Raw genomic sequence first — 12487 nt, 5'->3', positions numbered from 1 at the left:
GCGCATCAGGGCAGCAGGCCGTTCGCCACCTTGCGGAATGCAGTGACGATGTCGCTTTCGTCGGCTTCGGTCAGCGTCGAGCCGATGGCGAGCAAGGCGCCGCGCGCATGGAAATCGTCGCATCGCGGCAACGCCCCAACGCCGTAATCATAGGCTTCGGCGAAGGCATTGGCGGGGTGTGTCCAGGGGAAGCCGTCCCGGCTGTTGGACCGGCGCTGGACCAGACTTGGAATGTTGAAATACCAATGCATGCCCCATTCCTGCATGGTGATGCAGGCGAGGCTGCCGGGCGGCCCGGCGATTCCCTCGGCGCGCAGCGCATCGACGAAGCGTCGCGCCAGGTCGGCATCGGGCAGCAGCATCAGCAGGAACGGACCGGTATCTCCGGCCGGGTCCGGGATATGGCGGAAGCTGATGCCGCGCAGATCCGCAAGCTGCTGGCGAATGCGCCATTTCGAGCCCCGCATCGCGCCGGTGATGCGCGACAATTTGCGCATCTGCGCCAGCGCCATCGCGCCTGCGAGCTCCGACATACGCGCGCCCATGCCCCAGAGCTGGCAGGCCTCGTCGGATGCGTCGAGCCGGCCCTTCTCGTTTCGGGGATAGCCGAGGTCGTGCAGTGCCGCGATACGCCGGAACAGCGCGTCATCTTCAGCGACGATCATCCCACCATCGCCAGAGGTCATGTTCTTGTTCAGCTGGAAGCTGAAGATGCCGATATCGCCGAAGCGCCCGACCGCACGCCCGCCGACATGCGCGCCGGCCGCCTGGGCGCAATCCTCGACCAGCCCCAGGCCATGGGCGCGACAGATCTCCGCGATCTCGGTAATGCGGCCTGGCGCTCCGCTCATATGCACGCACAGCACCGCGCGGCTCTGGGGCCCGATCTTCCGCCGGAGATCTTCGGGATCGATGCAAAAGGTCTCGTCGATATCGACCAGGCGGGGAATGGCGCCGACCCGCACCACGGCCGAGAGGCAGCTCACCCAGAGATAGCCGGGCACGAAGACCTCGTCGCCCGGGCCGACCCCAAGCGCCGACAGCGCAATCGTCAGAGCGGCCGTCCCCGACGACACCCCGAGCGCGTGGCGATGTCCGAAGGCTTCACACCATTCGCGCTCCAGAGTCTCGACCATATGCTGCGGATCGGGCCCGTAGAAGCGGAATGGGCTGCGCGCGCGTACGACGCGATCGACCAGTTCGCGCTCTTCTTCGCCGATCCAGTGCACCCCAGGCAGTTCCCAGGGCAGCGGCTCGCGCCGGACCGGAACACCACCGTCGATCGCGAGCCGATTGGCCCGCTCCTGACCAATCCGCGATCCTGTCTCGGCCAGATCGGTCATGAATATCTCCTGTAGGCAGCTCGTCGGCCTTGGGGGCGGCCAGACCATCAAATCCGGGAAGATGTTGATCTCGCCAACGCACCGCTTGTAGCATGAAACAGAAGAACAAATCCGGCATTTAATTCTGGAAATAATTCGAAATGATTAGAAATATTTGGATTTACAGATTACGAGATCCAATATTCTTGATTTTGATGCTCATATTCGCCAGCGGAGCTGCTTTCGGCTTCGGTATAGCATCTGTCTCCGGCGTTCTGGATCTTATAAAGGCAGAGTTTGGACTTTCGGAACGGGGGGAACAGCTCGTCGTCGGGATCCTGGTACTCGGCTGCTTCGTCGGCGCCGCCATGGCCGGCCCCATCTCGGCCCGCTGGGGCAGAAGACGGACGATCATGCTGGCGGCTGCGCTCGGCGGGCTCGGCTATACGCTGATCCTGGCCAGGTTCGGACTTGGCGGATTGCTGGCAGGACGCAGCCTTGCAGGGCTGTGCATCGGCCTGTTTTCAATGGTGGTACCGATGTACGCGGCCGAGACGACGCCGGCGCGCCGGCGCGGCGCGGTGGTCTCGATGTTCCAGCTCGCAATCACCCTTGGCATTCTCGGTGCCTATGGCGTCACGCTCGCCTACGCAGCACGCGTGCCCTGGCCGATCCTGCTCGGCGCCGGCATCCTCCCCATTGGCCTTTGCCTGCTGGCAATCCTGCTGCTGCCCGAAAGCCCGCGCTGGCTGGCGGCGCGGGGTGACCACGCAGCGGTTCTGAAGGCGGCGCGAACGCTCGGCCTCGCCGATGAATGGCAGGAGACCCCGCCGGCCCTCTCCCATGCCGGCGCCAGCAGCGGCGCCCTGCTCCGGCGCGGCAGCACTGTCGCTGTGCTTCTGCTGTGCAGCGCCCTCTTCGTGCTGCAGAACCTGAGCGGCATCGACGGCATCCTCTACTACGCCCCCCGCATCTTCCAGGAGCTCGGCTTCTCCGCCGGAACCGCCGCACTGGCCGCGACCTTCGGCCTTGGCCTTGTCAATGTCCTCGCCACGATCGCGGCCATCGCCATGGTCGATCGCCTGGGCCGCAGGCCGCTGCTGATCTTCGGCTCGGGTGCGATGGCGATCGGGCTCGCCGCGGTCATCGTCGCCTCCCAACTCGGCTGGCCCTGGGTCGGCCTCGCAGGGCTCGCAGTCTTCATCGCGGCCTTCGCGCTGAGCCTCGGCCCACTGCCCTATGTGCTGATGTCGGAGCTATTCCCGACAGCGATCCGCGAATCCGGCATCGCCATGGCCTCGGCGACGAGCTGGCTCTTCAACGCCTTGATCGCCTTCACCTTCCTGTCGCTTGTGGCAGCGATCGGCCTCTCCGGCGCGATCGCGCTGTTCCTCGTGGTCTGCCTGCTCTCGCTCGGTTTCTGCCTGGCCTTCACCCCGGAGACGCGCGGTATCCGGCTCGAAGAGATCGAGGCGGCCGTGCTGGCTGGACGCCCCTTGCGGCGTATCGGCGGCTGAGGCGGCGGCGACCCGATCCAGCACGCCCTGACGCATCGATAAGTCCGGGCGCGATGACGGTGCTCGCCAAGACAAGCAGTTGAGAGGAGACCCGACGCGGCTCCTGGCCGTCTCACCGATTTTCTGGTCGCGGCTCTCGGCGGCGATCCGAGCGCTCAGCGATAAACAAGAACGGGAATCTTGGAATGGGTCAGAACCTTTACGGTCTCGCTGCCGAGCACAATCGCTGCGATGCCGCGGCGGCCGTGCGATGCCATGGCGATCAGGTCACAGCCTCGCGCAACAGCGGTGTCGATAATGGCCTGATAGGGGTGTTCGTTCTCGACCTGAATGGCGTCGCAACGTATGTCCGCGGCCGTAGCCTTCTCTTGGGCGGCGGTGAGATACTGCTGGGCTCGCGCTTCGGTGAGCTCTTGGTAGTCCTCCAGCGTCGCGACCGCCCTGCCGGGTTCAGAGGCGAAGATGTGAAAGGGCTCCGTTACAGCGAGCAATGTCAGTCGGGCCCTGACGGACTTGGCAAGCTGCGTGGCCTGCTCGACGGCTGCGGCGGACAAGGGTGAACCGTCAGTCGGAACCAGAATGTGTTGATACATGGCGTCCTCCCCGCAGCAGCCAGGTGCGCGACCTCCGCGTTCGCAATGTCCAATGCTCCGGGCCGAAGCCCACGCAAAAACAGCGAATTCGAAGCATTAGTGGCCGGTGGAATCCCGGTTCATTTCCTCCAAAATCCCGCGCATTGCATCGAACTGGGTACCGAAACCTTTCCAATCTCCGGACTTCAGTCGCTCCATTGCTTGATTGTAGCGATCAAGCGCCTCCCGTGCTTGACTTGGCGCTGGCCTTGTCCCGGGCATCCCCTCTGTCGCGCGCGAAGCTGCCGGCGCAGCACCCGGCTCTATGAATAGCGCCGACAAGGCCTCGGCGAGTGTTTCCTTCATCACCACGTGTTCACCGTAGGCTGCGATCACACGTTTCAGCTCCGGCAGATGTCCGTGCTCCGCTCGCAAATAGAGTGGCGATACATAAAGGATCGAGTTCTCGATCGGGATTACGAGCAAGTTCGCACCGCGGATCACCCGCGAACCCATCTGGTTCCACAACGTGATTTGTTGGGAGATCTCGGTACTCTGATTGATCCGCGCTTCGATCTGGAACGGCCCGTAGACAAGCTTCTCCTTGGGAAATTCGTAAACGATCAGCTTGCCATAGCCCGGACCATCGCAGCGCGCGGCGAGCCACGCGATCATGTTGTCGCGGCGGCTGGGCACCATCGGGAGCATGAGGAAAAACTCAGCATGCGATTCTCCGGGCAGCCTCATGATGATGTAATAGGGCGTCATCATCGCGGTGCCGCCGCCCCCCGGTTGCAGGGGGAATTGCCAAAGATCTTCGCGGTTATAGAAAACGTCGGCCGCCTCCATGTGGTAGGTTTGATAGAGCCGCGCCTGAACCAGGAACAGGTCCTCCGGATAGCGAATATGCTTCTGCAGGTCTGAAGGCATGGCCGCGAACGGCTTGAACAGGCCCGGAAAGATGCGCTGGTAGGTCGCGGCAATCGGATCACCGGGATCCATCAGGTAGAAATCGACGGCCCCGCTGTAAGCATCGACAACAGCCTTCACCGAATTTCGAATGTAGTTGAGATCGCCATCTTGCGCAGGCTGCGCATAGGGGAAATAGGAGCTCGTCGTGTAGGCATCCTGCATCCAGAGCATCCGCCCATTGCTGATGACCAGATAGGGATCATGATCGAGCCGGAGAAACGGAGCGATCGTTCGCACCCGTTCCTGGATGTTGCGGCGGATCATGATCCGGCTATCGGCAGTGATATAGCTTGAGAGGAGCAGGTTCGGGTCGTTGAAATAATAGGCGAACAGCATTCTGCTCGCCATCGCTCCGATCGGAACGCCACCGGTGCCGTCATAGGCTGCATAGACATTGTCTTTGCCCTTGGGATAATCGAACTCCGGTGTGCTTCCCTTGACAATGACGTAACTGTCGCTCTCCTCGCCGTAGTAGATGCGCGGCTCGAGGATTTTGGGACCTCCGTCTGCGACGGGTGGGATATCCCGCAAATAGAGGACGGGTAGTCCTTCGGTACTCTTTCGGGTGACCGGGCTCATCACCGCGCCGTTGCCGTGAGTAAACAGCACGTGGCGGTTGACCCATGTCTGGGCATTCGGCGGCAGCAACGAGGGTCGTAGCTCGCGAGCCGAAAGCATCACGCTTTGGTAGGAACCATCGAGCCAGTAGCGATCAACGTCAGGATCATGGAATTTGTAGTAGGTGCGAATCTCCTGCAGCTGCGCGTAAGTATCCGACAAGGGCAGTTGGTCCCACAGCCTGATATTTTCGATTGTCGCCTTGTTGGCCGCTAGCGTGTCGAGAGATAGCTTCTGTTCCGCGGCAAACGGCTTGGCTGCGATCTGATCAAGATTATAGGCCTGCCGTGTGAACGCGATGTTGCGTTCGATATAAGGCTTCTCCAGCTGCAACTCGCTTGGTCTGACGAAGAACTGCCGGAACAGCGCGGGGGCTGCACCTGACAGCACGACTGAGCCGATGGCAACGAGCATGAACGCTGTGGCAGGAAGCCAGTAGGTACGCATCCAGAGGTTTACCCACGCGGCGAACGCCGCGATGATCGAAAACCCGATCAAAAGCCACAGGCCCGGTAGCCCCACATGGACATCGGCGTAACTGGCGCCGACGACCACGCCGTTATCGCCATAGAGCAGCAGATAGCGGTCGAGACCATAGGACCAAGCCTTCACCGCGAAGAGAAGACCGAGCACTGCCGAGCCGTGAGCGATCACTGTCGGCGATATTGATCGCCGCGGCACGTCGTATTCGATCTCGCCGTGCACCCAGTAGATCGTTCCGGCGAAGAGCGCGCTCAAAACAAGCGTGAGCAACATCCAGTTCTTGAGGAGGAAATAGGCAGGCAATGAGAAGAGATAGAAGCCGATGTCCTTGTTGTAGAGCGGGTCGTCTGCGCCATATGGCACCTGATAGAGAAACCGCAGGAAGATGCCCCAATTGCCGGCTTCCGCCGCGGCGACGAGCAGCGCGAGCAAACCAGCACCGCCTGCAACAACCCAGGGCCAGGGCAATCGATCGCGCGCGAGCGCGAGCAGATCGGGCAGCAGCACGGTGCCCGGGGGTTGCCACGTGAGGCCGGCGACAGCCTGTATCGGCGGCCGCCGGGCAAAACGCACGGCCAGCCATCCGTTGAGCCAAAGAACGACGGCAGTCGCCGTCCAGACAGCAAAGAAGACGACAGCTTCAGCTTCGATTGTTGTCCAAAAGACCTGCAGATAACCGATCGAGGAAAACCACAGCCAATCGACCAGCCAGTCACTCGCGAGCCCGAGCAGGACAAGGCAAACCCCGACGACGACGGCCGCAATGACGAGCCTGACCACGGCGTTCTGCCGTGGCGCCTTCCGTCCGGGTCCGGCGATCCCGATCGTCATGGTCCAATTATAGCGGAAATGAGGGACGCCTGCCGCTTGCTTCGTGATCAGGATCGCGCGTCAAGGCGACGCGACGCGGATGCTCAAAGCTCTGTCGCCGGGACCGTGGAACGAGTGAAGCTGCTTCGAACTCTTGGGAGCAGACCCGGATCAGCCGATCGCGCCGCCTGTCATCTCCAGCGGCTCTCGCGTCCGCTATCGGCCGGCGAACTGCGGATTGGCAATCGCGATCATATTGAGGTCGTCGGAGACATCCCCCATATCACTTTGATTAAGGGAGTCCTTGCTGTGCAGACGGTACAGGCGACCCTTGTCGCGGCAATTGCAGCCGCCGCTTTGGCCTTCTCTCCCCTTTCCGCCGCGGCGACGGGGGAAAACAGCAGAGCTGCATTGATCATTTCCGTCGACGGCGCGATCGGACCGGCGACGGCCGGTTACGTGAAAGACGCTCTGGCCAAGGCAAACGAACGACGCGCCGAAGTTGTCATTCTGCGTCTGAACACACCGGGCGGCCTCGCGACCAGCATGCGCGAGATCATCGCAGACGTGCTGGCCTCGTCCATTCCTGTCGTCGGTTACGTCTCTCCTTCCGGCGCCCACGCGGCCAGCGCGGGCACCTATATCCTCTATGCGACGCACATCGCAGCAATGGCGCCGGGCACCAATCTCGGCGCGGCGACGCCGGTACAGATCGGCAGTCCGGTACCCGGTCTGCCGAGCAAACCCACCGACAAGGACGGCAAGGACAAGAAAGATAGCGCCCAGCAAACAGAGCCGACGGATGCGATGACGGCGAAGATGACGAACGATGCCGTCGCCTCAATCCGCAGTCTGGCCGAGTTGCGCGGACGCAACGCCGATTGGGCCGAGAAAGCTGTCCGCGAGGCAGCCAGCCTTTCCGCCAGCGCTGCGTTGCAGGCGAATGTCATCGATCTCATCGCGCGCAACCCGACTGAGCTGCTCAAGCAAATCGATGGTCGCGTCGTGGAAATTGCGGGTGGCGAAACCCGGCATCTGGCGACGAAGGATGCAACGATCGGGGCGCTCGATCCCGGATGGATCTCGCAATTTCTGTCGGTCATCGCCGACCCCAACGTCGCCTTCATTCTTCTGCTGGTCGGCGTCTACGGTCTGATTTTCGAATTCGCGTCTCCCGGCGCCATCGCGCCGGGGGTGGTCGGCACGATTTGTCTGCTGCTGGGTCTCTATGCCCTCAACATGCTGCCGATCAACTATGCCGGCCTCGCGCTGATGCTGCTGGGGATCGCACTCTTCACGATCGAGGCCTTCACTCCGACTGCGATCGTCGGCATCGGTGGGATCATCGCTTTCGTGCTCGGAGCGATGATGCTCTTCAAAGTCGAAGCACCGGGATATCGCTTGTCATGGTGGGTCATTGGCATCGCGGCGGCGATGTTCATTGGCCTGATTGTCGTCATATTCAGTTCGCTCAGGCGAGCCCGCAAAGGTCCTGCACGTGTCGGTGCACAAGCCATGCGCGGCCTGTCCGCCGAGGTCCTCGACTGGGCTGACAGAGAAGGCCACGTCTTCACACAGGGTGAGCGCTGGCAAGCACGCAGCGCGGAAGCCTTCAGACCAGGAGAGATGGTCGAGGTGGCTAGCATCATGGATCTGACGCTGATGGTGCGTCGGCGGCCGGGACTGACCGCCGGCGAAGGAGGTGCGCGGTGATGCTCGATTATTTGATCTATGCACTGCTCGCGATCGCCGTGATCGTATTCTTCTCTTCGGCCATTCGCATCCTGCGGGAATACGAGCGCGGTATCATCTTCACGCTCGGACGCTTCTCCGGCGTGAAAGGCCCGGGCCTCATCATTCTGATTCCGTTCGTCCAGCAGATGGTGAAAGTCGATCTCAGGGTGATGGTTCAGGACGTGCCGCCGCAGGACGTGATTTCCCGCGATAACGTCTCCGTCAAGGTAAACGCCGTTCTATACTTCCGCATCATCGATCCCGAGCGCGCAATCATCAAAGTCGGAAATTTTATGATAGCGACCAGCCAGCTGGCACAGACCACACTGCGCTCGGTGCTTGGAAAACATGAACTGGACGAGATGCTCGCGGAGCGGGACAGACTCAACGCCGACATCCAGGAGATTCTCGATCAGCAAACCGACGCCTGGGGCATCAAGGTCACCAACATTGAGATCAAGGATATCGATCTCAATGAAAACATGGTGCGCGCCATCGCCAAGCAGGCCGAGGCGGAACGACTTCGGCGCGCGAAGGTGATCAACGCGCTGGGCGAGCAGCAAGCCGCCGAGAAGCTGGTCGAGGCAGGTCGGATACTTGCCCAGGAACCGCAGGCGATGCAGTTACGCTATTTCGCGGCGCTTCACGACATCGCGGGAGAGCGATCCTCGACCGTGGTCTTTCCTGTACCAATGGATCTGCTCGACCATCTGAAGCCGCAGCGGAGCGGAACAACGTGACCTTGGTCATCGCGTTGGAGAATGGCGCGCCAATCCAGGTGGTTTCTCAATGGCAAGGACATCGCCAACCGCAGCGTAGACTTTGTCGAGGGCTGCCGTCTGGACGAACCGCTGCAGCATCGTGATGTGCGGGCGGTGCGTTGCATCCAATGCGTAGCCCTTTGGGAAAACCTCGCGTAGGCGGGCATTGGCAGCCTACGCGTGTTTGACCATTGTTGCGTCCGGTTCCAGCGCGATGCCGATGGCCGTGACGGGATTTTCCTGCGCCGCCCCTGGGCCGGCCAGCAATCCTAAGCCTGTTACTAGCGGGCCATGAAGTTCAGATATTTATGCATTTTACTTCTTCCGCTTCAGACCGATGTGCTCGAGCGCGGCACGACCTAACGGATCACAATCGGCCGTCGATCAATGACGACGGGGCGCGGGCGAACGACCGTGCGAGGAGCGACCACAACGGGCGGGGGAGCAACGACGACCGGGCGAGGAGCGACAACCACGGGACGCGGCGCAACGACGACACCCCCACCAACCCGGACACAGCCGCCGAGCGGCCCCCGATAGTAGCCGACACCGCATCCGCCCGCGACCTTTGTGACGCCGTAAGCCCTTGCCTGTGAAAGGGCGGATGACATCGGCATGGCCTGCGCCCCGAACGATGTCAGGGCGAGGAACGCGACACTCATGGAGGCCAGAACCATCTTTACGAGCATTTTAGTCGCTTCCTGTCCTTTGAATATATGGGCGCTCAATTCCGTTTGGGCCGGGGCCAGCAGCGTCGAAGGTGCAGCGGCAAAAACAAAAGCAAGTCGTCTCATCATCGAATTTCCCGTTCGTGAGTCAGCAGCGGCTTCGGCCAGAATGTGCCTCCGCCCGGCTCTGGAGAGTGGAGTTTCCGCGCTGTCGGAACTTGAAAGGAGGCGGCGAAGATCGTGTTCGCCGCCTCCAGCTGGTCGGCGCTCAGTCCAGATAGTCGACCTTCAGATGCCGGATCGTGCCATTGAAGGCGAAGGGCTTGCGGTCGAAATACGCAAATGAGACGGGGGAATAGCTGTCCCGGCCGACGTCAAAGGCGTCATTGGCGGTAAAGGTCAGCGCTGCCGAGCGTGGAACACGCCCCTTGCTGACCTCCTTGCCGTCCACGCGGATGATGATGTCGAGAGGCGCAGGACGGACACCGCTGGCCTTGCGTGTTTCGACCTCGATCTTGACCTTTCCGGTCGGGAGCGGGGCGGACGTTTCCAGCCGTGTCCGTTCGATCTCGAACAGGTTGTACTCGTAGTTGAGCTTCCCGTTCTCGACCCACAAGGCGACACCGCCCGAGATGGCGCCGAGCGCGTAGAGCACGCCCTTCGAGCCGGGCTGCAAATCCGCATCGATGGTGACGAGGCTGCTGCGCGATCCGAGCCGCGGTGCGGTGAACTCGGGAACGCCGATGACCTCCTGCGTGTAGTTGAACGACTTGGCGGGATTGGACGGTGCGTCTTCCGGGTGGAAGATCACGGACCATAGCCCGCCGCCAACCGGATCGACCTTGTTGTCTTTCGCGCTCACCTCGAAAGCCTTCTTCAGCTCATCGAGCTTGCCGGGATGAGCGGCGGCGACGTCCTTCGCCTGCGAGAAATCCTTTTTGAGATCGTAGAGCTCCCAAACATCGTTCTTCGGCGACCATTTCATGATCGAAGGATCGACGCCTGTTTGCCAGGGCACTCGCGGCCCGAATGTCGAGGCGATCCACCCGTCCTTGTAGTAGGCGCGACTGCCCATGACCTCGAAATACTGCTCCTTCTTGCGGTCCGGCTCTGTCGGGGAGGCGAAGGAGTAGGTCATGCTGGTGCCGTCGACCTGATCCTGGCTGATGCCGTCGACGAGCTTCGGCGGCGTGATGCGCAGGATGTCGTAGATCGTCGGCACGATATCGTTGACGTGATGGAATTGCGGACGCGGCGTCTTGTCCGCCTTGATCCTGCTTGGCCAGGACACCGCGAGCGGCGTGCGCGTTCCGCCAAAATGTGCGGCGATCAGCTTCGTCGACCGATGGGGCGTGGAGCCGGCCCAGGCCCAGCCGGCATGATACATGTTGTCCACCTTGGGCGACCCGAGCACATCCAGGCCGCCGAGCTCGTTCATGGTGCGGATATGGTCCTTGACCTCGGAAGGAATGCCATTCTGCGCCAGGAGTTCGCTGATGGTGCCGTTCTGGCCTTCCGCACTGGAACCGTTATCGCCCCAGATGTAGAAGACCAGCGTGTTGTCGCGGATGCCGAGCTCGTCCAGGGCATCGATCAACCGGCCGGCCTGCGCATCGGCATGTTCGGTGTATCCGGCGAACACCTCCATCAGCCGACGCTGGAATGGCTTTTCGTCCTCGGGAATGTCGGCCCATGCGGCAAGGGTCTTCGGCCGCGGCGTCAGCTCGGTGTCTTTCGGGATCCAGCCGAGTTCTTTCTGGCGGGCGAAGACGCGCTCGCGCATGACGTCCCAGCCTTCGTCGAACTTGCCCTTATATTTGTCCGCCCATTCCTTGAAGATGTGATGCGGACCATGGGAGGCGCCGGGGGCCCAATACATGAAGAACGGTCGATCCGGCGTCAGTGCGTGGACCTGCTTCATCCATGAGACAGCCTTGTCGGTCATGTCTTCGGTGAAGTGATAGTCCTTCTTCCCTTCGGATGGGTTCACCCGGACCGTGTTCTCGACGACCGCAGGCTCCCATTGCGAGGATTCTCCGGCAAGGAACCCGTAGAAGTAGTCGAAGCCGATCCCCTGCCCCGCCGGCCAGTTCGTATAGGGGCCGACGGCCGTGGTCTCGTTGGCGGGCGTATTGTGCCATTTTCCGAAGGCGCTCGTCGCGTAGCCATAATAGCCAAGGACCTTCGCTGCGGTCGCCGACGTGCGCGGGATCCGGCCTGAATAGCCATCCCAGTCATTCGCCAGTTCGGCGATCTGGCCGTAGCCGACGCGATGGTGATTGCGCCCGGTCAGCAGCGCCGCTCGGGTGGGTGAGCACATCGCGGCATTGTGGAAGCGGTTATAGGTAATCCCGTCTCCGGAAACCCGGCTCAACGTGCGTGTATCGATCACGCCGCCGAAGGTGCTCGGAAGCGCCGGGCCGACGTCGTCGAGCATGATCACGACGATGTTCGGCGCATTGGCAGGGAGATGCGACTTCACCGACAGGGGGCTGTAGGTCGACTCCGCGATCGTCGGTCCGGCTTTGCTGCCCGAGGGCGTTGGCGGAAACGGCAGCGAGTCCTGGGCTGCCACGGGCGATCCCAACATCAGAAGCGTCGTGCTTACGCCCAACCAGCGGGCTCTGAATTGGTGACTAAGAGGCCGTTTCATTCAATTCTCCGTTCCGAACGACACATCTGAACGCGACATGGCTTGTCGACGTATCGATCGCCTCGGCAGCGCAATCTGGCATCGCGCTTGCCCGCGTCGCGTTCACTGCATTCACCTCCGCTTTCGCGGCCTTGCGATCGGCGAGGAAGGCCGGATCGGTCTGCGATCAGCAGGCGAATTCCGTTGCGAGCATTTCGGGCATGGGCAGCCTGCCCGTCTTGCCATTTCGCGCCAGTCGCAACCGGCAATGGTCCGTCACCGCCCATCACGAATCCCCTCGGGATTCGGCCTTGCAAAAAGCAACAATCCGGTGATCGCCGGCGCTTGTTCCGTGGGAAACGGCTCCAAGATCGCTGGAAACGAACTCAGCGCTAAAT

General features: G+C 61.7%; 8 protein-coding genes. 3 read left to right on the top strand and 5 right to left on the bottom strand.

The genetic code is table 11. From position 1 onward, the window contains the following. Nucleotides 1–5: 5 nt before the first annotated feature. Nucleotides 6–1343 carry a DegT/DnrJ/EryC1/StrS family aminotransferase gene (locus tag AB4118_RS01625; RefSeq protein ID WP_441488076.1) on the bottom strand — a complete coding sequence of 446 codons (1338 nt, stop codon included), beginning with the start codon at nt 1341–1343 and terminating at the stop codon, nt 6–8. A 140-nt stretch (nt 1344–1483) separates the two neighbouring features. On the opposite strand from AB4118_RS01625, the gene AB4118_RS01620 reads away from it, so the two are divergent. Then, the gene (locus tag AB4118_RS01620) at nt 1484–2839 is read left to right on the top strand and encodes a sugar porter family MFS transporter (RefSeq protein WP_441488075.1); all 1356 of its coding nucleotides are present in this window, start codon (nt 1484–1486) and stop codon (nt 2837–2839) included. Between the two features lie 155 nt (nt 2840–2994). Here AB4118_RS01620 and AB4118_RS01615 read toward each other — a convergent pair whose 3' ends face one another. Next, a complete protein-coding gene (locus AB4118_RS01615; protein ID WP_441488074.1) occupies nt 2995–3393 on the bottom strand; it encodes a universal stress protein in 399 nt (132 codons plus the stop codon). 135 nt (nt 3394–3528) lie between these two features. Then, nucleotides 3529–6315 (bottom strand): UPF0182 family membrane protein, encoded by a 2787-nt coding sequence (locus AB4118_RS01610; RefSeq protein WP_441488073.1) that lies wholly within the window; start codon nt 6313–6315, stop codon nt 3529–3531. Between the two features lie 288 nt (nt 6316–6603). Between AB4118_RS01610 and AB4118_RS01605 the strand changes: the two genes are divergently transcribed. Together AB4118_RS01605 and AB4118_RS01600 are read left to right on the top strand one after the other, a co-directional pair. Next, complete coding sequence (locus tag AB4118_RS01605; RefSeq protein WP_441488343.1) at nt 6604–8007, top strand: NfeD family protein; 1404 nt, start codon at nt 6604–6606, stop codon at nt 8005–8007. Beyond that, nucleotides 8004–8768 (top strand): slipin family protein, encoded by a 765-nt coding sequence (locus tag AB4118_RS01600; RefSeq protein WP_441488072.1) that lies wholly within the window; start codon nt 8004–8006, stop codon nt 8766–8768. The genes AB4118_RS01605 and AB4118_RS01600 overlap by 4 nt, the downstream gene beginning before the upstream one ends. 380 nt (nt 8769–9148) lie before the next feature. Here the strand turns inward: AB4118_RS01600 and AB4118_RS01595 are convergent, their stop codons facing one another. Further along, the gene (locus AB4118_RS01595) at nt 9149–9400 is read right to left on the bottom strand and encodes a GCG_CRPN prefix-to-repeats domain-containing protein (RefSeq protein ID WP_441488342.1); all 252 of its coding nucleotides are present in this window, start codon (nt 9398–9400) and stop codon (nt 9149–9151) included. Nucleotides 9401–9725: 325 nt separating this feature from the next. Next, a complete protein-coding gene (locus AB4118_RS01590; protein ID WP_441488071.1) occupies nt 9726–12110 on the bottom strand; it encodes an arylsulfatase in 2385 nt (794 codons plus the stop codon). Nucleotides 12111–12487 lie beyond the last annotated feature (377 nt).

The organism is Allobosea sp. 2RAB26, assembly GCF_052115465.1.
Taxonomy (GTDB): Bacteria; Pseudomonadota; Alphaproteobacteria; order Rhizobiales; family Beijerinckiaceae; genus Allobosea.
This window is presented reverse-complemented; position numbering and strand designations above follow the sequence as displayed.